This is a genomic window from Dyella dinghuensis (assembly GCF_003977615.1).
Lineage (GTDB): Bacteria > Pseudomonadota > Gammaproteobacteria > Xanthomonadales > Rhodanobacteraceae > Dyella_B > Dyella_B dinghuensis.
This window is the reverse complement of record NZ_RYZR01000007.1, coordinates 702,528-724,180: the sequence shown is the minus strand read 5'-3', so window position 1 is coordinate 724,180 and position 21,653 is coordinate 702,528. Positions and strand designations below refer to the sequence as shown.

The window sequence follows — 21,653 nt, the reverse complement described above, 5'->3', positions numbered from 1 at the left end:
CAGATAATCCAGCCAATTAATAACATCCTGTCGAAAGGTACAGCCGCTGTGGGCTGTTACAATAGACACCATTCTCCCGCATGCCCTCGTGCATGCCACGTCGAGGTTTCCCCATGTCCTCCCCCTCTTCCGACTCCGTCCCAGCATCCGCTGGCTTCTCTGCGCTTGAACTCAAGCCGGAGGTGCTGCGTGTACTGGCGGACGTAGGTTACGAAGCCCCCTCGCCGATCCAGGCCGCGACGATTCCATCGCTGCTCCAAGGTCGCGACGTGTTGGGCCAGGCGCAAACCGGTACCGGCAAGACCGCTGCCTTCGCGCTGCCCATTCTTTCCCGCATCGAAATGCGCGTCGGCAAACCGCAGGCACTCGTGCTGACGCCGACGCGCGAATTGGCCATCCAGGTGGCCGAAGCATTTCAGCGGTACGCGACGCACATTCCAGGTTTTCAAGTTCTGCCGATCTACGGCGGCCAGAGTTACGGTCCGCAGCTGCATGCGCTGCGTCGAGGCGTGCACGTCGTCGTCGGCACACCGGGACGCGTGATCGATCATCTTGATCGCAAGACACTCGATCTGTCCGAGCTACGTTTCATGGTGCTGGACGAGGCCGATGAAATGTTGCGCATGGGCTTTATCGATGACGTGGAAAAAGTGCTGCAAGCCACGCCGCCGGAACGTCAGGTTGCGCTGTTCTCTGCCACGATGCCACCACCGATCCGCAAGATTGCGCAGCGACATCTGAAAGATCCCGTGGAAGTCACCATCAAGGCGGCGACCACCACTGCTGCCAACATCCGCCAGCGCTACTGGTGGGTCAGCGGCATGCACAAGCTCGATGCGATGACACGCATTCTTGAAGCCGAACCGTTCGACGCGATGATCATCTTCGCGCGTACGAAGCAGGCAACGGAAGAACTCGCTGAAAAACTGCAAGCGCGCGGACTCGCTGCTGCCGCCATCAATGGCGACATCGCGCAGGCACAGCGCGAACGTGTTATCCAGCAATTGAAAGATGGCAAGCTCGACATTCTCGTCGCTACAGACGTTGCGGCACGCGGATTAGATGTGGAACGCATCAGCCATGTGCTGAACTACGATATTCCGTACGACACTGAAAGCTACGTGCACCGTATCGGACGTACGGGCCGTGCGGGCCGCAATGGCGACGCTATTCTTTTCGTTACGCCGCGCGAGAAAGGTATGTTGCGCGCTATCGAACGCGCCACGCGCCAGCCGATCGAGGAAATGAAGCTGCCGACGGTCGAGGCCGTCAACGATCGCCGCATCGAACGCTTCAAGCAGAACATCAAGGACACGCTCGCAGTGGGTGGCCTCGAACAGTTCCAGCAGTTGATCGAACAGTTCGAGCAGGAGCACGACATTCCCGCTGTCGAGATTGCCGCCGCACTGGCGCGTATTGCGCAAGGCGACCGTCCGTTGTTGCTTGAGCCGCCTGCCAAGCGCGAACGCGAGCGGGAACGCGAACATACGCGTGAGCGCGATACGCAACCGAAGCATGTAAAAGATGGCGATGGACGCCGTCCAGCACGCGAACCGCGCCATCGCGGCGATGAGTCGCGCGATTTTTCACCGCGTCAGGTTCGTCCGCATGCCACCGAAGCGGGCAAACGCACGTATCGCATCGAAGTGGGCCACGAACACGGGGTGAAGCCCGGCAACATCATCGGCGCCATCGCCAATGAAGCGGGTTTGGAGAGCCAATTCATCGGCCGCCTGAGCATTCGCGGCGATTACAGCCTGATCGATCTGCCCGACGGCATGCCAGGTGAGGTCTTCGAGCACCTGAAAAAGGTGTGGGTGAATCAACAGACCCTGCGCATCAGCGAGTGGGATGGCAAAGAAGCCGATGCCGGCGAGCATCCGCCGCGCAAGCATGGCGACCACAAGCCACCACACGCGCGTGGTGGTTACGGTGGCGGAAAGCCGCGCCCGCATGGACATGGCGGCGGTAAGCCCGGCGGCGGCAAGCCACCACGCCGCAAGTAGGGCGTCGATCGTTCAAACAACGCAACAGTGCGTTTCCTGGCGTCTGTCGCTGAAAATGGCTCGGTCAGCCCATACTTATGGGTTATCTGAACGAGCCCTTGAGCGCCATGAACGCACTGCCCAGCCTGTACATCTCGCACGGTTCGCCGATGACTGCCCTGCATCCGGGAAAGGTCGGCGAGCGTTTGACTGCGCTCGCTTCGGCATTGCCCAAGCCCAAGGCTATCGTCATTGCCACGGCGCATTGGCTCGCGCATTCGCCCACAGTGGGCGGCGCCGCACATCCGGAAACCATTCACGACTTTTACGGTTTTCCGCGTGAGTTGTTCGACATTCGCTATCCGGCACCCGGAGCACCGGCTGTTGCTGCGCAGGTGATGGATTTACTTGATCGTGCCGGACTCGCACCGACGCTCGATGCCGCGCATGGTCTCGACCACGGCGCATGGGTACCGTTGCGCCTGCTCTATCCGCACGCCGACGTCCCGGTCGTGCCGCTGTCCATCCAGCCTCAACTAGGTCCCGCGCACCACTACGCGATTGGCGAAGCGCTCGCGCCTCTGCGCGAGCAAGGCGTCCTTGTCATCGGTTCCGGCAGCATCACGCATAACCTCCACGATTTTCGTGCCGGTTACAGCGACGAACGCGAGGCACCTTACGTGCGCCCGTTCATCAACTGGATCGAACAGAAAATGACAGACGGCGACGTGAGTGCATTGCTTGATTACCGTCGCCAGGCGCCCTTTGCGGAACGTGCGCATCCCACCGATGAGCACTTCCTTCCGCTTTATGTCGCACTGGGCGCAGCAGGCGAAGCGTTCAAGGCGCAACGCATCGATGCAGGTGTCGACCTTGGCTTCCTTGCCATGGATATCTACCGATTCGACACCGCGAAAGCCGCTGTCACTGCACAATGATGGTTCCGACCATCATGGGGTGGATCGAGCAGTAATACGCATACGTTCCCGGCTTTTGGAACGTCGTGCTAAACGAATCGCCGGTGTCCAGCGCTTTGGACGACGTAAAGAGAGAGCCCGCACTGGTGACGACATGGGGCTCGTCATCACTGTTGACCCATACCACGCGGGCACCGGCAGGCACGCTCAATGTTTTGGGCGAGAATGCAAAACCGTGGATCTCCACGCGATAAATCTTCGTTTTCAGCATGGCGGCATCCTCTGCTCGCGCGGGCCGGGCGATGCCGATGACAGCCATCAGCATCGCCATCCACATCCAGCACACATGTCGTCGATGATGTGCCGTCATGACAGCACCTCATCGGTCACGGCGAGCGCGTCTTTACCCTGCACATGTCGCACATCGCGAATGCCTATGTAACGATGCAACGCATCCGGCGCAACGCTTTGCAGCGGCCCAGGTCCTGGCCCAACTCCGGGTGATGGTTGCGGGTAGGCCGTAGAGCGCGCCGTGTAGAAGGTGATCGTGCCTTCCACCTTTTGCTGAATCTGATGGATGTGGCCGTTGAGCACACTGACAGAACCGAAGCGCCGTACATACGACATGGCTTCATCGCTATCGTCCGTACCCCAACCCCATTGCGGATACACCGACCACAACGGCATGTGCGCGAAAATCACAAGGGGAGTTTCGGATGATAACCCCGCCAGATCGTTCTTAAGCCATGCAAGCTGATCGGTGCCGAGTGAACCCAATCCGCCCGCTTTCAGATTTAGCACGTTGATCAGCGCAACGAAATGTACGCCGCCTTGATCGAAGCTATACCAGCCGCCCGCTTGTTGCCGCTCGCCAAAGCGGCGAAAGAATTCCGCACCGCTATCGCCAATCACATCGTGTTCGCCCGGCACATAGAACACGCGACCGACACCCGCGTCCTGCACCAGGCCTGCCAGCGTGTCGAACTGTTCGGGTTTCGATAGATGCGTCAGATCACCGGTGTGCATGACGAACGCCGGCTTCTGCTTTTTCACCAGTGCCAGCGCTTCCTTGAAGGTCGCGCCCACGTCCATGTTGGGCGCTTTGTGGAACCCGATATGCGAGTCGCTGATTTGCGCAAAGCTGAAGCTTGCGTCCCTCGCACCAGCCTCAACCCCAGCGCCCAGCGGCTGCGCGTGCAAGACGCCACCTTTCATCAACCACAAGGTGCCCGCGCCGGCCCAGGCCATGCACTTGAGAAAGTCGCGACGGCCTCTGGCCTCGCTGTCATGATTGTCCTGCATGATCTCGTGTCCCGTTTTGAAGGAATGGGCGTTGCCCGTGCAACCCCCTCACCTGCATTACCGGCGACGTAGCCGGCCTATTCCGGGTTTTGTGCGAAGGGAATAAAGTCGCTTGAACGGCGGTAATACCTCTTATGCCAGCTGACTTTCAGAGCACGCCATTTCGCACAAACGCCGATCGAAGCCGCAACTTCGAGGTGGGCGTCTTGCCGTATCTGGATGCGGCGTACAACCTCGCTCGCTGGCTGGCGCGCGACGATATGGATGCACAGGATGTCGTGCAAGAAGCCATGCTTCGCGCCTTCCGTTACTTCGACAGTTTTCATGGCACGGATGCGCGGGTCTGGTTGCTGGCCATTGTTCGGAATACGTTCTATTCGTTGCGCGCAAAGACGTCTCCCGTGGGCATGCACGAATCGTTCGACGATGACGTGCACACCGTCGCCGACGAGCAGCCGTCACCCGAAGCACGAATGATGCTCGCAACCGATGTGGGTTCGCTGCAAAAGGCTTTGGAAAAACTTCCTCATCCGTTGCGCGAAGTCATTATTTTGCGCGAACTGGAAGAGTGCTCGTACAAGGAGATTGCTTCCATCACCGGACAGAAAATCGGAACGGTCATGTCACGGCTTGCACGTGCGCGAGAACGCCTAAAGACCGAACTGACTCAACAACCCTCGGAGGCACGCCGTCATGATGTGCAATGACGCGAGGCTGCTCCTGCACGCCTACCTCGACGACGAACTCGACGCCGCGCAAAGCGTGGCGATCACACGGCATATGCAAGGCTGTACCGCGTGCGCCGCCAGTTACGCGGACTATGTGCAATTGCATAAGGCCATGGCGCAACCGTCGCTCTACCAGCGCGCACCCGATGCGTTGCGCAAGCAGTGGGAAACGCCGAAACAGGCCGCTTCGCCCGTCATCGCCAAGCCGCGCCGCGGACTTGTCGGCTTGGCCATGGCGGCAGGTTTTGCGGGCGCGCTGCTGCTTGTCGCGCCGATGTGGTTGTACGTGCTGCATCCGCGCGGCGCGGATACCAACCTGGTTGCCGACGAAGCGGTTTCCAGCCATATCCGATCGATGCAGCAGCAGCATCTGATGGATGTCGTTTCGACCGATCAGCACACCGTGAAGCCATGGTTCGAAGGCAAGCTAGATTTTTCACCGCGCGTGAAAGATCTGGCCAGCGAAGGTTTTCCGCTGATAGGTGGACGACTCGATGCATTGGATGGCCACAGTGTCGCGGCACTGGTTTACAAGCGCCGGCTGCATGTGATCAATCTTTATCAATGGCCATCGGCATCGGCGCCCTCGGCACAGGACATCACGCAATGGCACGGATATACCGTGATTCGCTGGGCGTCCTCCAATATGCAGTATGTCGCTGTCTCGGATGTCAACGAGGATGATCTTCGCCAGTTTGTACTTGCATTTGAGAACGATGCGGCAAATCCGCCGATGCGCTGACGCTGTTAACGCATCACGACGCCGCAGCGACTGCGAACTCAATCCAAACTTGCGGCGTGAGCGGTTCCAGACCGTGTGCCATGCGCGCCCTGTCGCATTGCTCACTGGGCGCGCCGTTTTCCCATGAAGGCTGCACATCCCGGCAGACAGACGGCCGCCGCGCATAAATGCTGCAACACGCGTTGCCGCCTACCTCACCTTCCAGCGCGATGCATTGCGGACGTTGCGCCCATGTGCCGCGCATGGCGAGGCGATGCGCGTCGAGCTTCTCGGTCAATTCAACGGGCACGACACCACCCAGGTCCGAGTGTGCTTCAGACCAATGGAAGGCCACACGAAAATGGGCGCAGCACGCACCGCAGCGCAAGCATGGATGGGTCATAACGGTGGCTACAGGCGCTCCCGGCGCATTGCGAGAATTCTATTCATCCGTCAATCACCGGCTGAGCGCAACGGCCCCTCCGCAGAGGGGCCACTGGCCTATTTAAAGCGCACCGCTAAATGTGTTGCATTGCTGAATATCGCCGCTCTGGAATCCGGTCTTGAACCATTTCACGCGCTGCGCCGAGGTGCCGTGCGTGAAGGAATCGGGTACGACCGTGCCACGCGCTTCGCGTTGCAGGGTGTCGTCGCCGATCTGGCTCGCAGCATTCAAGGCCGACTCGACGTCACCGGGCTGCAACCACTGCAATCGCTGTTGCGTGCGATTGGCCCAGACGCCCGCAAAGCAATCGGCCTGGAGCTCCTGACGCACCGACAAACCATCCGCACCTTCCATGCGCGCGCCCTGCCGCTGCATCTGCGCGACTTTGTCGAAAATGCCCAGCTGGTTTTGCACGTGATGTCCGACTTCATGCGCAATCACATAAGCGCGGGCGAAATCGCCACTGGCATGGAAACGTGTATCCAGTTCGCGGAAGAAATCCAGGTCCAGATAAACCTTCTGATCGCCCGGACAGTAGAACGGGCCAACGGCCGTCGACGCCGCACCGCACGCGGTGTTTACGCCGCCGCTGAAAAGCTCCAGTTTCGGATCGACATAGGTACGACCCATGCCGCTGAAAATGTCGCTCCAGGTTTTTTCGGTCGAACCCAGGATCGCGCTGACAAAATCCTTCTGCTGCGGATCCACCTGCGCCGGTTGTCCGGAGGGTGCGTAGGCACCGGGTTGAGTATTGTCTTGATTGAGTAGCGCCATCGGGTTCTTGAAGAAGACCCACCCGAGGATGGCCAGGATGATCAGGCCACCGATCCCCATGCGTCCCCCACCAAAACCGCCGCCTCCGCCACCACCGCCGCCGCTGTCCACTTCGACATTCTGACTGCGTTCGCCTTTCTGCCAATCCATAAGACCTCCGCCGTACGTGTCGTCAAACGTGTCGGCCGGCCCTTCCGGCCATCCTCCCCAGCATGGCACCAAACCGCTACAGTGGCACCACCTTCCTCGCTGAGTTTTTCCATGATCCATTATCTGCCTGAGCTGGTCACCTTGCTGACGGTTCTCCTGATGTTCGGCACCATGTATGCGGTGGGACGTGCGCGGGCGAAATACGGCATTGAAGCTCCGGCAATCAGCGGGCATCCGGCGTTCGAGCGCGCCTATCGCGTGCAGATGAATACGCTGGAAAGCGCGGTCATGTTTCTGCCTGTCCTTTTGCTGGCGGGCCACTTCGGTTTCGAACTGTGGGCGGGTCTTGCGGGCCTTGTGTGGATCGTTGGCCGCGTCTGGTACGCGCTGGCCTACCTGAAGGATGCGAGCAAGCGTGGCCCGGGCTACATGATCGCCATCGTGGCATGGGGTGCACTGGTTGTCATGGCGGGTATCGGTATCGTCCGCGCGATGATGGTGAGCTGAAACCAGCGCCTGACGCATGACTGAAAAACCGGCGAATCCCGACCCATTCATGTCGCCAAACGAAACCGCCAGATCCTCTGCGCCGAGCGTTTGGATCGCTATAGGCTTGATCGTGCTTTATGTCCTGCTGCAGGCCGCAGCAGGTGCGACCGTCAGTTTCATCGTGGGTGTCGTTGCGCACGTGCAACACCCCGACCTCTCGCAAGCGGATTTGCATAGCCACGTGATGGCCATATTGAAACGGCCTGGTAGCAATGCGCTATTCATCATCCTGGGATTGCCACTGATTGCATTGGTGATGCTGAGTCTCGTACGTCGCCAATGGCCTGCACTCTGGCCGCTCGAAAAACCGCCGGGATTCGGATTCGCACCCGCGACATCGGCCTACTGGTACGTACTGGCGTTTATCGTCGGCATCGTGACACCGCCGGTTGGCGGTTGGCTCACTGAGCTGTTGGCGCACGGACAAACGGTCTCGCAAAACGTCGAAGAACTCAGCCGCAATGCGCCCGAAAACCTGCGCCTGCCATTGGCGATGGTGATGGTGATCGTCGGGCCGCTGATCGAGGAGCTGCTGTTTCGCGGCGTGCTGCTGTCGGCGTTGATGCGCCGCTTGTCGACGGCATGGTCGGTCGTGATCTCCGCCGTGCTGTTCGGTGTCGTGCACTTGGAAGGGCTGGATTTCAAATGGTTTGCGCTGCCTGGCTTGATCCTGCTTGCAGTAGGACTTGCGTGGCTGCGATTGAAGTCGTCGTCATTGTGGCCTGCGGTATTGGCACACGGTGTCTACAATTTGTTCGCACTCATTGCGCTGTTCGCCACCCTTGCAGGCAGCACATAAACGCTCACGCGGTATGCGCGCCAAAATTTCGCAGCAGTCGTGCCGTTTCGAACAGCGGCAATCCCATCACGCCCGAATAGCTGCCTTCCAGATATTCGATCAACGTCGCGCCGCGCCCTTGAATGGCGTAGGCACCGGCCTTGCCGAAAGGTTCTCCGCTTGCGACGTAAGCATCGATCGTTGCGTCATCGAGTGTGGCGAAGCGAACTTTGGATACGCAGACCTCGCCGGCTTCGCGATCGTCGCCGACTAACCACACTGCTGAAATGACTTCATGCGTGCGCCCGGACAGGCGCCGCAACATGGCGGCTGCATCGGCGGTGTCACTGGGTTTACCGAAAACGTCGCCGTCCAGCACGACCTCCGTATCCGCGCCAAGCACCACGGCTGCAGTTCGTTTATAACCATCAAGGGAAGCGAAGCCTTCTTTCGCTTTATCGCACGCCACGCGCTGAACATAATCGGTGGGCGATTCACCGATAGCCCGCTGCTCCACGACATCCACATCGAGCACGGAAAACACCACACCAAGCTGTCCAAGCAGATCGCGACGACGCGGCGACTGCGAAGCCAAATAAAGCATGAGCTACTTCCATCAATACGCCAGGCGCAAGCATAACCGCCTGCGCGTCGGTAACGAAGCGCGCAACGTTCCAGATCAGGGCGGACAGTTTTCGGCCAAATTCAATTTATGTCCGCACGTTACTTCCAGCCTTGCTGCATTGAATTGCACGTCACGGTAGCCGTCGGCATTGGCGATGGCGTCATGCATGGACGCCCAACGGATTGTCGACGCCAGTGCGAGATAGCCATCCTCCGGCAATCCAGCCACGTCAAACAGCAAGCCTGGAAGATCGTAGGCGGACAAGTTGAGCTGGCGTCGCTGATGGGAATCGAACGGGCGATTCGACAACATCATGTAACGCGTGTGCTCCTGATACGCCGCCCTGTTGTCGTCGAAGCCCAGATCCTGATAAGCCGCATCGAGCGCAGGCAGATGATCGCCATAGAAGAGGAAAATCGTCCAGCGCTTGCGGGCGAGTAGTTTGGTCGCAAAATCCGCGAGTGCGGCATCGCCATTGATCAAATGCGACGCGTAGTACGTCATCTGCTCCGTACCTTCCTCGGAAAGACCGGCAGGCAACGGGTTCGTTTTCAGAAGATTGGCCAGCTGGCCCGGGTCGCGATTCCACGGCCCATGATTTTCCATGGTGATAACCATGGTGTAACTCGGTGACGAGTGCAAGTCATCCAGATAGGCGAGCACGGCATCGAAAAGCGAATGGTCAGAAACGAACAGGCCCGCACGCGACGCATCCTTGAAGGCATCTTCAAAATACATGCGCTGAAAACCGAGCGCGGGCATCGTTTCGTCGCGATTCCAGAAATCGCTTTCATACGGATGAAAAAGTGCGGTGGTGTAACCCAGCGCTTGCAGACGTCGTGGAATCGTCGGCATCCAACGATGAGCCAAGCCGAAATAAGGATATTGCACAGCGGGAAACGCCATCATCGGATAGCCGGTGAGCGTTTCGAATTCGGTTCGGATCGTGCCGCCGCCATACGTCGGCGTGGTTAGACTGCCAGTGATCCCTGTCGCTGCAAGGCGTTCGAAATTCGGATCGAACTGGCCGTAGTCGACGCTTTTCAGCACGCCGGGATCGAAGAATGCTTCGCTCTGAACGATAACGATGTCGGGTAGCACCTGCGGTGGTTGACGTTCTTCACGCTGCGCAATGTCCTGGGCGTGATGACTTACAAACGTCGCGACAACCGATTTGTCGGGAGGTGGAACGGACACCTGCCGGTCCTGACACATTCTCACGAACATGGCCGTAAACCCTTTGCTTTGTGCGCTGAATATCGGATTCCACTGTTGATAGCCTGTCATGGCGTTGCTTGCATACCATTCGCGCCACGGACGATAGCCTTGCATCAATGCATACAAACCCAGAACAGCCAACAGCGCGCATACCACCCGCGTTACACGGTGCGGCTTAAAAAGGCGTGTTTCCCTGCGCCACAACACTACAGCCGCGACGATGAGTAAAACCGGCGCCAATACCAACGCGACGACGTGATAGCCCGTGTAGTGCGCAAAGAAACCGATATCGCCCGCCACCTGATGACTCAACGCCGCATCGTCCGGCGTGAGTGGCGAATGAAGGTTTCTTACTTTGATGGCATTGATCTTGTAGACGAGTGCGATAAGCGCAGCACTCACAACGGCCGTGAGGACAATTCGGCCGAAAAAGCCATACAGCAGCAGCGCTATCAAGAAGAGTGGAAATGCATTCCGCCATACCAATCCCGGATTGAATCCAGCGTGCAGCGCTGGATCGAGGTGCCGCGCGAGCAAGACGCAGATAAGTGCAAGCGCCAGCAGTCTTACGCCAACGCTCAATGCGCGATGCCAAACGGCGCCCTTCCCGCTGCCAGCTTCTTTGAACGCGCCCATAGATCGCCCTCGATTTCGCAAAAACTTTCGTCTCGTGATCGAGCCATGCTCTGCTTTATGAAGGGCTAGTCCATGAGACGGTGCTCTCCTTCATGTAATCCGACGACTTGCGCAGAGCACATATCTAAGCTGTTGTTTTCAGAAAAGTATTACCCGCGATATCGGCTTGCATTTTCGGCAAAATCATTCGCCAAGATGCTCGTCAGCTTATCGTAAGGTTGCATCTTTGTGACAATGGCAACCGGCGTCAAGGGGTTGCGCAACAGACGTCACCGTCAGCCTTGCGCTGACGGGAATAAAACCGCGGGGTGCGTGGATGAAAGAACCGAAAATCGCTAAAGCACGAGACCATATTCGCAAAATTGCCGATCACGCTGCCATCCAAGCGACTCGTAAAGTGCCTGTGCAGGTGTGTTGTCCAACGCTGTTGCAAGCGAAAGATTCGCGGCTCCCAAAGCCCGCGCATGATCGGCGGAGGCCAACAGCAATGACTTCGCTGCGCCGTGACGGCGAGCATCCGTCGCAACAAACAAGTCATTGAGCAAATACGTGCGCACCGCACGCACTGATGAAAACAATGGATAGAGCTGAGTAAAACCGAGTCCTCGTTGTTGCGCATCGGAGGCGAGCAAGATCAGCGACTCGTGATGTGCAAAACGCTCGCTGAGAAACCTGCGTGCAAGCGCCGGATCGGACGCCTGCTTGTAGAACTGCCGATAGCCATCGAACAAAGGAACCAGCACATCGAGATCGTGGATGGTGGCTTGGCGAATCTGGATGTTCATGCAGGCTCCGAGTGCGATGCGATGTTGCGTGCCCGCTTTCGAACCTTCGTCGACTCACGCTCGATGGTAGGGATGACCGGCGAGCAAAGTCGTAGCGCGATAAAGCTGTTCGGCGAGTACAAGCCTGACCAGCATATGCGGGAGGGTCAGCGGACCCAATGACCACTTTTGATCGGCGCGGGCCAAAACATCGGGCGAGTGGCCATCCGGGCCACCGATGAGAAATGCTATATCGCGCCCGGACATGCGCCATTTCGCGAGCTGTTCGGCAAGCTCTTCGCTGGACCAGGTCTTGCCACGTCCATCGAGCGCAACAACGTGAATATCACGCGGCAATCCGGCGAGGATGGCGTTGCCCTCCTCCTGAATTGCGCGCGCATCGTCGCGCCCCTTGCCGCGCGCACCGGGTTTCAATTCGACTAATTCGAGAGGCAAATCGTGAGACAGCCGTTTGCGGTATTCGGCAAACCCTTCTGCAACCCATGCGGGCATGCGTTCGCCGATGGCGATCAGGCGAGCACGCATGCCGGATGTTCTTAACCGGTGGCCAGAGCGGCTTCGCCCTGTTCGTCACGGTCGGCAACTGTCCACAAGCGTTCCAGGCCGTAGAACTCGCGGATGCGCGGCAGCATGACGTGCACGATGACGTCGCCCAGGTCCACCAACACCCACTCCGCTTCCCGCTCGCCCTCGACACCAAGCGGCATCACGCCCGCCTTTTTCGCGAACTTGACCACTTCGTCGGCGATGGATTTGACGTGGCGTGCCGAGGTGCCGGAAGCAATCACGAGCAGGTCGGCGATGGAGGTTTTGCCCTGGACATCGATCTCGCGGATGTCTTTGGCCTTGAGGTCTTCAAGCGCGGCAATGACGGACTTGCGCAGGGTGGCCGTGGTGACGGCCTTGGCGTTACGGGATGTGATCAAGAGTTAGGGCCTCGCGGCGTATCGGCTGCGCGGAATGGCGCGGCTCCAGTATATCCGCCCGACCGTAATGGGACGTCAAGTGGTTGCTTGAAAATCGGCTATTTGAGATTCATTCCGGCGTCTTTTCGGGGGGGACGATCCGGCTCGCTGAATGCCTTGTTTCAGGCGTTTTACGCTTTCACCATCGACCGGGCTCACGGTCATGGCTCTGCCATTTGTACGAGGTTGGAACCGCGGACTCAGGCGCGTGAAAGCAGACGCCCGCCCATCAGGGCATTCGCCCCGATAACGATGGCGACGGCGAGCGCATGCATCAGCAAATCCGACGCGGCTGCGTCGACGTTGTGGATGATTTCCAGCAGGCATGCCGAGGCGGAAGCACTGGCTAGGCCCACCACGACCGCGGTGAGCACCGGGCGCAACGGGCACGCCCGCCGCAACAGCCAGATCAGCAAGCCCGATAGCGGGACCGAGAAGCTGATGATGAAGATCAGGCAGTCATTGGCGCCATGCATGTCCAGGACGTGCATCCCCGGAATATGCGCCCTCAGACACCCCATACCGCTGGCGCCGATCCACAGCAGGGCACTGGGCACCGGCAGCCATGCCCATTTGGCAGAGCGGCCGGGCACGGCCAGCGCAAACGCCGCCAGCGACGCGGTAATCGCGGTAAGCACGGCGCCGAGCGCCGCCATGCCGAGATCCGGCGCCGCGTCCCAGCGGCGGAGCATGGTTGCCGCACCGTAGCGGCTAAGCATCACCGCACCGATGATCGCCACGATCACCAGCCAGCCGACCGTACGCACCCACGGCGGCAGCAAACGCCGTACGGGCGTCAGCTCCGCGCCGAGCGCGTCGATCAAGGCATCGTGGCGTGATACGTCAGACATCGGTACTAAGGTTCTCCATGCAGTCGATCGCGCAGCGTTTTCAGCGCACGATGCAGATTCACTTTCAATGCACCGGTGTTGCGGCCGGTACGCTCCGCCGTTTCGGCCAACGAGCGCTCTTTCAGACCAAGCTGTTCGATCGCTTCGCGCTGACCTGGTGGCAATGTTTTGATGGCTTCACGCAATCGCTGTGCTTCCTGATCGCGCTCGGTGTGCTTGCTGGCATCGTCGCGATCGGGGTGGCTCTCGAATGCGAAGTCATCATGGACTTCGCGCCGGTCGCGACGGCCACCGCTGCGCAACGCATCGATCGCGCGCCGGCTGGCCAGCGCCGACAGCCAGGCATCGTAAGAACGCGAAGGATCGAACGTGTGGCGCACGCGGTGCACGGTGAGCAGCGTTTCCTGCACCACGTCATCCAGTGCGTCGACTTGCACACCCTGGCGCCGGGCGACCGCACGAATCAACGCCACCGAATCGCTCAATAGACGCGAATAGGCGCGCTGGTCGCCCGCTTGCGCGGCGGCCATCCACGCTGCCCGCTGCCGGTCAGCCTGCTCGTTGGCGTTGATGCTTTCGGTCGACACAGCCTGATCAATACCCGGAACCCGGTCCGGGAGTCCGCGTAGTAGTACCCACGGGCCCCGAAAGGTCAAGGTGCTGATGGCCAGGGTTGGCGACATGCTCGATCCGTCATAGGTGCTTCAGGATTTATTTCGTTTCACATGGGCCCACGGTTACCTTGCATGGCGCGACGTCGCACACTGGGCGTAACCGCCACCGCGCTGACGACGAATAGTCATCAGGACTCCCCATCCTTATCGGTATCAACGAGCCGCCTCATGATCCTGCTGATTCTTGCTTTCCTGGGTGGCGTGCTGACGATCCTCAGCCCGTGCATCCTGCCTCTCTTGCCGTTTGTGTTTGCGCGTGCGGATCGTCCGTTCGCGCGCAACGGCTTGCCGATGCTGATCGGCATGGCGCTCACCTTCGCGCTGGTCGCTACGCTCGCTGCGGTGGGCGGTGGCTGGGCAGTACGTGCGAATCAATACGGCCGTTACATTGCGTTGGCAGTCCTCGCGATACTCGGCCTCACGCTGCTGTCGCCGCACTTCGCCGAGTGGATCAGCCGTCCGTTTGTAAAACTCGGCAATCGGCTTACGGCGCGTTCGAACGAACACGATGATTCGCCGTGGTCGGCCGCTGGCTTGGGCGTCGCGACAGGTTTGCTGTGGGCACCCTGCGCCGGCCCCATTCTTGGACTGCTGCTGACCGGTGCAGCGCTGAAAGGCGCGAGCGTGCAAACCACGCTTTTGTTGCTCACCTACGCAGGCGGTGCAGCCGTTTCGCTGGCGCTTGCACTGCTGGTGGGCGGTCAGGTGTTTTCGATCATGAAACGCTCATTGGGCACGGGTGAATGGGTGCGCCGGGCACTGGGTGCGTTGGTGCTGTGTGGCGTGGTGGTCATCGCTCTCGGCGTGGACACTGGTTTGCTGACGCGCGTATCGCTGGCCAGCACCAGCAGCGTCGAGCAAAAGCTGATCGATGCGGTTCGCCCTGCCCCGGCTGCCGCCGCACCTGCACCTGGCGCCAATGCAGCGCTGCCGGTGGAAGGCGAACTTCCGTCACTCAGTGGCGCCACCCAATGGTTCAACAGCGCACCGCTCACGCCGGAGTCGCTGCACGGCAAAGTGGTACTTGTCGATTTCTGGACGTATTCCTGCATCAACTGCATTCGCTCGCTTCCATATGTGAATGCGTGGGCGCAGAAATACCACGATCACGGCCTGGTAGTGATCGGTGTGCATTCACCGGAATTCGCGTTTGAAAAAGATCCGGCGAATGTGGCGAAGGCGATCAGGGATTTCGGCATCAACTACCCCGTGGCGATGGATAACAACTACGCCATTTGGCAAGGCTTCAATAACGAATACTGGCCGGCGCATTACTTCATCGACGCGAAGGGACAGATTCGCGATCACAGCTTCGGCGAAGGCGGTTACGCGCAAAGCGAAGATGTGATTCGCCGGTTGCTGACGGATGCCGGTTACAAGGATTTGCCGCAGGGCTATGTGCAGCCTGGTGCGACCGGTGCCGAGGCCGCCAGTTCGAACGACACGAATCGCTCGCCGGAAACCTACGTCGGTTATGCGCGCAGCGAAAATTTCGCAGGCGGCCAGATCGCGCATGGCGACAGCTGGAACTACCACGCACCGGCTTCGTTGACGATCAATCAATGGGCGTTCAACGGAACCTGGACGGTGCGCGAGCAGAGCGCCATGCTCGACAAGCCCGATGGCAGCATCGTCTATCGCTTCCGCGGCCGCGATCTGCATCTCGTGCTGGGTCCGGGTGAAGACGGCAAGCCGATACATTTCCGCATCACGCTAGACGGCAAAGCACCGGGTGCCGATCACGGCGCAGATGTCGATGCCGACGGCAATGGCACCATCACGAGTCAGCGTCTTTATCAGCTCGTTCGTCAATCGCAGGGCACGGGCGACCGCGTTTTTGAAATCACTTTTCTTGATCCGAACGTACGTGCCTATGCCTTCACGTTCGGCTGAAACATCGATAATTCATCAGGAGGTCTGCGTGACATCCACATCGCATCATCAAGGACTGGACCGGCGCCGTTTTCTTCTAGCAGCGGTGGGCGGCGGAACAGCGCTCGCGCTCGGCGGTCTATCTGTCTTGCGTCTGTTTGGCGGGAAAGATGCCCGCCCCGTGGCAGTGGCAGCCGCGATGCCAGCCGCCGAAGCGCCGGATCTGTTGCTCGTCTGCTTTGCTGATGAGGATGGCCATCGCATGGGGCTATGCCATGTACGCAAGCTGGTATTGACCGATGCGCAGTGGCATCAGCGCCTTTCGGATGAAGCCTTCACGGTGATGCGCCGCCAGGGCACCGAAATCGCTTTCAGCGGGCAGCACGAAAAGCCCAATCACAAGGGTCTTTATCGATGCCAGGGTTGCGACACCGCCTTGTTCGACGCATCGACGCAATTCGATTCCGGCACGGGCTGGCCCAGTTTCTGGCAGCCCATTGCCAAAGAGAATGTCATCGCGTCGACCGACAACAGCTTCGGCATGGACCGCACCGCCGTCAGTTGTGCAGGTTGCGACAGCCATCTGGGTCATGTCTTCGATGACGGCCCGCAACCGACTGGCCTGCGCTATTGCATGAATTCGGTCGCGATGCGGTTTGTCGCGTACAGCTGAGTTACGGCGAAGAAAGTTCGCGGTACGGCGCCAACAGCGACGGATCGTCGAACAGACCGGCTGGCAGCAGATAACGCGGATCACGCCCTGCTGCCAGCAGCTCGCGGATGCGCGTGGCTGAAATTTCCAGCGGCGTGACAGTCAGTTCAATCACCCGGCCCGCCGGCTGCGAGCGAACCACCGAGGGATCGTCCGTGCGGCGCGGCGCGACCGCGCGTTCAAGTTCCACAGAGCGGAAGGTGTCGACACCGGGTCGATTGATCACGCCGATGTGAGTGACGTCGAACAGATCGCGCCAGCGCTGCCAGCTGCGCAGGCCGGCGAAGGCATCGGCGCCGAGCAGCAACACCAGCGGACGATCGCCGAATTCCTCGCGAAGCTCTTCCAGCGTGTCGATGGTGTAAGACGGGCCGCTGCGATCGAGTTCGCGTGTGTCGAGCGTCAATCGGGATTGTCCACGCAATGCCGCGCGCAGCATTTCCACGCGTTGCTCGGCGGTGGCAGTAGGTGCTGAGCGATGCGGCGGCACGCTGGCCGGCATGAGTCGCACTTCCGCATCGAGCAGCTCGGAAGCTTCCCAGGCGACGCTGAGATGGCCGATGTGAATCGGATCGAACGTGCCGCCGAATAGCGCAAGCGGTTTCATACCAAAGCGTCCTGTCCTGCTCTGTCTTGCAACGAGGGAGATTTTACGTCGCGGGTCGAGCGTGGTGCGATCATGCCAGTGCCTGGGCAGCCCTTGGCTCGGCCATCGCCGCAATCAGACGCTGTGCTTGCAGCCATGCATCGCCACCTTCACGCCCTTTGGCAATGCGATCGATACGCGCGGCACGTGCGAGACACTGCATCCAGTGCTCGCGCGGCGCACGGCGCAAAGCCTTTCGGAACAGTTGTTCGCGCGCCGGCCATAAACGCTCTGCCCGCGCCTGCGCGCTGAAGTCATGGGCATTGGCCAGACGCAAGGCCAGCTGCAGCTGATTGACGACCCAGCCCATCAATGCGATCAGCTCTTCACCTTCGGCGTGCAAGCCATCCAGAATGCGTAGCGCACGGGCGCCATCGCCACCCAGCGCTGCATCGGTGAGCTTGAACGCGTCATAACGCGCGCTGTCGGCGACAAGATGTTCCATCTCGTCCGCACCGATCTTGCCCTGCCCGTGCAGGATCGCAAGCTTGTCCACTTCTTGTGCGGCTGCGAGCAGGTTGCCTTCGACGCGCTCAGCCAGCAGCGCTGCAGCCTCCGGCGTGGCAGTGAGACCGCGTGTCGCCAGTCGCGTGCCGATCCACGCTTCCCATTCATGCGGTCGCGGCGCGTTGAAGACGACGACGGTGCCGGCGCTATCGACCTGCTTGGTCCATGCACCTTCGTGCTTGTTGCTCCACTCCACCGCCGAGATCACCAGGGAGACATCCGGTGGCGGATTGGCACAAAATTCGGTGATGGCTTTGGCGCCTTCCGTACCGGGGCGCCCTGTTGGCAAGCGCAGATCGATCAGACGGCGTGTTGCAAACAACGACATGCCTGCGCCAGCACGAGCCAGTTCATCCCAGTCGAAGTGGGCGCCGACATCCAGCACATCGCGCTCGGTGTAACCGAGCTTGCGCGCCTGTGCGCGCAAGGCATCGGCGGCCTCGAGCACCAGCAATTCCTCGCCAGCAAGCAGGTACACCGGACTCAGGCTGTCTGCAGCCAGCGTCTTTTGCCACTGCGAACTGTTCAGCGGCATGTGGTCAGGGAATCGACGTGGACGGGACAGCCTGCGGCGACGAATTCATCGTCGAAGCCGCCGACGCCGGTGCTGCCGTACCTGCAGCCTTCACAGCTGCTTCTTCACCGTGCTTTCTGACTGCCTGCAGACGGAACAGGATGGCCTGCACCATGTCGTCGACCAAGCTGGCCTGAATGGCTTCGACCTGTGCTTGCGTACCGACAGGCTGACTGGCGTCGTAACTGTACTCGCGCTGCATGTCGATGGTTTCGCCCGGAATGATCGTCTTGCCGGTTCCATCCTGTGCGTTGAACAAGACGTGGTAGTGAACGGCGTACTCAGTCACCTGCGCAACGCCATTGACCGTCAGCGTCTGGATCGAGAAGTTCTGAATGGGAACATGCAGCTCGGCGATGCCGGTGCCGCTGTCCTTTTCAACCGTCACGTTTGACGCAAGCAATGCGCGCGCGATCTTACGCTGCAGATCGCCACCGCCGCCGACAGTGAGATGCACACGTTCCATGCCCTTTGGCAACGCAGTGCTTCCTCGCAGGTGGAAACCGCATGCCACGAGTGCAAGAACGGGCAACAGCAGTAACGGCTTGAGCAAGCGATTCATGAATTTTTATCCTGCGACGATGTTGACGATCTTGCCCGGAACAACAATCACTTTGCGAATAGCCTGACCTTCGAGGAACGCAGCAACCTGCGGATGTGCGCGGGCGGCAGCCTCGGCATCTTCCTTGGACGCATTGGCCGCGACCTCGATGGTACCGCGCAGTTTGCCATTGACCTGAACGGCCAGGGTCAGCGAATCGCGTACAAGCGCTGCGGTATCCACGGCCGGCCATGGTTGATCATCCACCACCGCCTGTTTGTGACCCAACGCCTGCCACAAGGTATGGCTGACGTGCGGGACCACCGGGTTCAGCAACAGCACCATGGTCTGCAGTACCTCATGGCGCACCGCACGCCCCTGATCGCTCTGGTCGGTGAACTTGTTCACCGCGTTCAGCAATTCCATCAGTGATGCGATGGCCGTGTTGAACGCATGCCGGCGACCGAAGTCGTCGCTCACCTTTTGAATGGTTTCGTGCAGTTGGCGGCGCAACGTCTTTTGCCCCGCATCGAGCGCGGCAGGATCGACTTCCGGATGATCGGGTTGACCGACATGCGTCGTCACTTCGCGCCAGAAACGGCGAAGGAAACGCGCCATGCCTTCCACGCCGGCTTCGTTCCATTCCAGCGATTGCTCCGGCGGCGCGGCGAACATGGAGAACAGGCGCACGGTGTCCGCACCGAATTTATCCACCATCGTCTGCGGATCGACACCGTTGTTCTTGGACTTGGACATCTTCTCGGTGCCGCCGATCTGCACCGGCTTGCCGTCGGCTTTCAACACCGCCCCGACGACACGCGCTTTTTCGTCGCGATGAATGTCGACGTCGGCCGGGTTGATCCAGTCCTTCGAGCCGTCGGCATTGTCGCGATAGAACGTCTCGGCGATCACCATGCCTTGACAGAGCAAATTGGTGGCCGGCTCATCCGACTTCACCATACCCGCGTCGCGCATCAACTTGTGATAGAAGCGGAAGTACAGCAGATGCAGGATCGCGTGTTCGATGCCGCCGATGTATTGATCGACCGGCAACCAGTAGTTGGCGCGTTCATCGACCTGGCCTTGCGCGCCCGGACTGGTGTAGCGCGCGTAATACCAGCTCGATTCCATGAAGGTATCGAACGTATCGGTCTCGCGCTCAGCCGGACCGCCGCATTGCGGGCAGGTGGTCTTGCGCCATTCGGGATCGGCCTTGATCGGCGACTGCACGCCGGAGAACGCGACGTCTTCCGGGAGCACCACCGGCAATTGATCTTCCGGTACCGGCACGGCATCGCATTTCCCGCAATAGATCACCGGAATCGGGCAACCCCAGTAACGCTGGCGGCTGACGCCCCAGTCGCGCAGACGCCAGTTCACGCGGCGCAGGCCCTTGTCTTCGGCTTCCAGTTTCCTTGCGAGGAAGTCGAATGCTTCGCGATAATTCTTGCCGTCGAGATCGCCGGAGTTGACTACGCGCATGTCGGTGCGTGTCTTGTCCGAGTACCACTCTTTCCACTCTTGCGGATCGTAGTTCGCATCATCGCCACTGATGGCGATGACTTGCTTGATCGGCAAATCGTATTTGTGCGCGAATTCGAAATCGCGCTCGTCGTGACCAGGCACAGCCATCACGGCGCCCGTGCCGTAACCCATCAGCACGAAGTTCGCGACCCAGATCGGCAGGTTCTCGCCGGTGATCGGATGAATCGCAAACAGGCCGGTGGCCATGCCGCGCTTTTCCTGCGTCTCAAGTTCGGCTTCGGACACGCCGCCGTGCTTGAGTTCATCCAGGAATGCGGCAAGTTTCGGATTGGATTTCGCGGCTTTCAACGCGAGCGGATGTTCGCCTGCGATCGAGACGAAGGTGACACCCATCAACGTATCGGGGCGCGTAGTGAAAACCGTCAGCGGCTCGGCTTCGTTTTCGACGGCGAAGTGAATTTCCAGACCTTCGCTGCGACCGATCCAGTTGCGCTGCATGGTCTTCACCGCATCCGGCCAGCCGGGCAGCGTATCCAGACCGTCGAGCAGCTCCTGCGCGTAGTCGGTGATCTTCAAGAACCACTGCGGAATTTCGCGCTTTTCGACCAAGGCACCGGAACGCCAGCCGCGGCCATCGATCACTTGCTCGTTCGCGAGCACGGTTTGATCGATCGGGTCCCAATTCACGACCGCGTTTTTGCGATACGCCAACCCCTTCTTCATCAACCGCGTGAACATCTGCTGTTCCCAGCGGTAATAGTCCGGGCGGCAGGTAGCGAATTCGCGTGACCAGTCGATCGCATAACCGAGCGACTTGAGCTGCTCGCGCATGTGGTCGATGTTCTTGTACGTCCACTTGGCCGGTGCGGTGTTGTTCTTGATCGCGGCGTTTTCGGCCGGCAGGCCAAATGCGTCCCAGCCCATCGGCTGCAGTACGTTCTTGCCGTTCATGCGCTGATAGCGGCTGATGACGTCGGCAATGGTGTAGTTGCGCACGTGCCCCATGTGCAGCGCGCCAGAGGGATAAGGCAGCATCGCCAGGCAATAGAACTTGGGCCTTGCGGGGTCTTCCGTCACCTCGTACGCGCGTTGCGCATTCCAATACTGCTGCGCGGCGGATTCCACCGCCTGCGGGTTGTAATCGTTCTGGGAACCCTGGTCTTGAATGTCCTGCATGATCCGGCGCCGTTATGCTTATTCGTCAGCGCAAAAC

The 21,653-nt window shown here is 59.8% G+C and carries 23 protein-coding genes; 8 read left to right on the top strand and 15 right to left on the bottom strand.

The features are described from left to right. Positions 1-113: 113 nt before the first annotated feature. Both EKH79_RS16885 and EKH79_RS16880 read left to right on the top strand, forming a co-directional pair. On the top strand, positions 114-2,006 hold the full coding sequence (locus tag EKH79_RS16885) for a DEAD/DEAH box helicase (RefSeq protein WP_126674978.1): 1,893 nt from the start codon (positions 114-116) through the stop codon (positions 2,004-2,006). A gap of 107 nt (positions 2,007-2,113) precedes the next feature. Beyond that, positions 2,114-2,923 (top strand): DODA-type extradiol aromatic ring-opening family dioxygenase, encoded by an 810-nt coding sequence (locus tag EKH79_RS16880; RefSeq protein WP_126674977.1) that lies wholly within the window; start codon positions 2,114-2,116, stop codon positions 2,921-2,923. Here EKH79_RS16880 and EKH79_RS16875 read toward each other — a convergent pair. Then, a complete protein-coding gene (locus tag EKH79_RS16875; protein ID WP_233590369.1) occupies positions 2,910-3,233 on the bottom strand; it encodes a cupredoxin domain-containing protein in 324 nt (107 codons plus the stop codon). The two genes, EKH79_RS16880 and EKH79_RS16875, sit on opposite strands and share 14 nt — an antisense overlap. 35 nt (positions 3,234-3,268) lie before the next feature. Continuing rightward, positions 3,269-4,204: a metallophosphoesterase family protein gene (locus tag EKH79_RS16870; RefSeq protein ID WP_126674976.1), complete on the bottom strand. Its 936-nt coding sequence runs from the start codon at positions 4,202-4,204 to the stop codon at positions 3,269-3,271. A gap of 134 nt (positions 4,205-4,338) precedes the next feature. Here EKH79_RS16870 and EKH79_RS16865 point away from each other — a divergent pair, with 134 nt between their 5' ends. Then, positions 4,339-4,911, top strand: coding sequence for a sigma-70 family RNA polymerase sigma factor (locus EKH79_RS16865; protein ID WP_126674975.1), 573 nt, complete (start codon positions 4,339-4,341; stop codon positions 4,909-4,911). After that, positions 4,898-5,674 (top strand): anti-sigma factor family protein, encoded by a 777-nt coding sequence (locus tag EKH79_RS16860; RefSeq protein WP_126674974.1) that lies wholly within the window; start codon positions 4,898-4,900, stop codon positions 5,672-5,674. Before EKH79_RS16865 ends, EKH79_RS16860 begins: the two co-directional genes overlap by 14 nt. A 13-nt stretch (positions 5,675-5,687) precedes the next feature. Here EKH79_RS16860 and EKH79_RS16855 read toward each other — a convergent pair whose 3' ends face one another. Both EKH79_RS16855 and ypfJ read right to left on the bottom strand, forming a co-directional pair. After that, positions 5,688-6,056: a YkgJ family cysteine cluster protein gene (locus tag EKH79_RS16855; protein WP_126674973.1), complete on the bottom strand. Its 369-nt coding sequence runs from the start codon at positions 6,054-6,056 to the stop codon at positions 5,688-5,690. Between the two features lie 102 nt (positions 6,057-6,158). Then, the gene (gene ypfJ / locus EKH79_RS16850; RefSeq protein ID WP_126674972.1) at positions 6,159-7,022 is read right to left on the bottom strand and encodes a KPN_02809 family neutral zinc metallopeptidase; all 864 of its coding nucleotides are present in this window, start codon (positions 7,020-7,022) and stop codon (positions 6,159-6,161) included. A gap of 114 nt (positions 7,023-7,136) precedes the next feature. Here ypfJ and EKH79_RS16845 point away from each other — a divergent pair, with 114 nt between their 5' ends. After that, complete coding sequence (locus EKH79_RS16845) at positions 7,137-7,529, top strand: MAPEG family protein (protein WP_126675071.1); 393 nt, start codon at positions 7,137-7,139, stop codon at positions 7,527-7,529. A 49-nt stretch (positions 7,530-7,578) separates the two neighbouring features. Then, the gene (locus EKH79_RS16840; protein ID WP_158621276.1) at positions 7,579-8,370 is read left to right on the top strand and encodes a CPBP family intramembrane glutamic endopeptidase; all 792 of its coding nucleotides are present in this window, start codon (positions 7,579-7,581) and stop codon (positions 8,368-8,370) included. A gap of 4 nt (positions 8,371-8,374) precedes the next feature. Here EKH79_RS16840 and EKH79_RS16835 read toward each other — a convergent pair whose 3' ends face one another. The 7 genes from EKH79_RS16835 to EKH79_RS16805 all read right to left on the bottom strand — a co-directional run bounded on the left by EKH79_RS16835 (position 8,375) and on the right by EKH79_RS16805 (position 13,959). Then, positions 8,375-8,953: a Maf family protein gene (locus EKH79_RS16835; protein WP_126674970.1), complete on the bottom strand. Its 579-nt coding sequence runs from the start codon at positions 8,951-8,953 to the stop codon at positions 8,375-8,377. Between the two features lie 75 nt (positions 8,954-9,028). Further along, positions 9,029-10,828, bottom strand: coding sequence for an LTA synthase family protein (locus EKH79_RS16830; protein ID WP_126674969.1), 1,800 nt, complete (start codon positions 10,826-10,828; stop codon positions 9,029-9,031). Between the two features lie 335 nt (positions 10,829-11,163). Next, positions 11,164-11,613, bottom strand: coding sequence for a GNAT family N-acetyltransferase (locus tag EKH79_RS16825; protein ID WP_126674968.1), 450 nt, complete (start codon positions 11,611-11,613; stop codon positions 11,164-11,166). A gap of 54 nt (positions 11,614-11,667) precedes the next feature. After that, entirely contained in the window at positions 11,668-12,138 is a 471-nt protein-coding gene (gene rlmH, locus EKH79_RS16820) for a 23S rRNA (pseudouridine(1915)-N(3))-methyltransferase RlmH (RefSeq protein ID WP_126674967.1), read from the bottom strand. Positions 12,139-12,149: 11 nt separating this feature from the next. Beyond that, complete coding sequence (gene rsfS / locus EKH79_RS16815; protein WP_126674966.1) at positions 12,150-12,539, bottom strand: ribosome silencing factor; 390 nt, start codon at positions 12,537-12,539, stop codon at positions 12,150-12,152. A 239-nt stretch (positions 12,540-12,778) separates the two neighbouring features. Next, complete coding sequence (locus EKH79_RS16810) at positions 12,779-13,429, bottom strand: NrsF family protein (protein ID WP_126674965.1); 651 nt, start codon at positions 13,427-13,429, stop codon at positions 12,779-12,781. 5 nt (positions 13,430-13,434) lie between these two features. Beyond that, positions 13,435-13,959: a sigma-70 family RNA polymerase sigma factor gene (locus EKH79_RS16805; protein WP_126675070.1), complete on the bottom strand. Its 525-nt coding sequence runs from the start codon at positions 13,957-13,959 to the stop codon at positions 13,435-13,437. 312 nt (positions 13,960-14,271) lie between these two features. Between EKH79_RS16805 and EKH79_RS16800 the strand changes: the two genes are divergently transcribed. After that, positions 14,272-15,996: a cytochrome c biogenesis protein DipZ gene (locus EKH79_RS16800; RefSeq protein ID WP_126674964.1), complete on the top strand. Its 1,725-nt coding sequence runs from the start codon at positions 14,272-14,274 to the stop codon at positions 15,994-15,996. Between the two features lie 28 nt (positions 15,997-16,024). Continuing rightward, positions 16,025-16,648, top strand: a complete 624-nt coding sequence (msrB, locus tag EKH79_RS16795) for a peptide-methionine (R)-S-oxide reductase MsrB (protein WP_233590368.1) — start codon at positions 16,025-16,027, stop codon at positions 16,646-16,648. Between the two features lies 1 nt (position 16,649). On the opposite strand, the gene nadD is transcribed toward msrB, so the two are convergent. The 4 genes from nadD to leuS form a co-directional block, all read right to left on the bottom strand. Next, entirely contained in the window at positions 16,650-17,294 is a 645-nt protein-coding gene (gene nadD / locus EKH79_RS16790) for a nicotinate-nucleotide adenylyltransferase (RefSeq protein WP_126674962.1), read from the bottom strand. Between the two features lie 70 nt (positions 17,295-17,364). Further along, positions 17,365-18,375: a DNA polymerase III subunit delta gene (holA, locus tag EKH79_RS16785; protein ID WP_126674961.1), complete on the bottom strand. Its 1,011-nt coding sequence runs from the start codon at positions 18,373-18,375 to the stop codon at positions 17,365-17,367. Positions 18,376-18,379: 4 nt separating this feature from the next. Beyond that, positions 18,380-18,976, bottom strand: a complete 597-nt coding sequence (locus EKH79_RS16780) for an LPS-assembly lipoprotein LptE (RefSeq protein WP_126674960.1) — start codon at positions 18,974-18,976, stop codon at positions 18,380-18,382. Positions 18,977-18,982: 6 nt separating this feature from the next. Continuing rightward, positions 18,983-21,616: a leucine--tRNA ligase gene (leuS, locus tag EKH79_RS16775; protein ID WP_126674959.1), complete on the bottom strand. Its 2,634-nt coding sequence runs from the start codon at positions 21,614-21,616 to the stop codon at positions 18,983-18,985. Positions 21,617-21,653 lie beyond the last annotated feature (37 nt).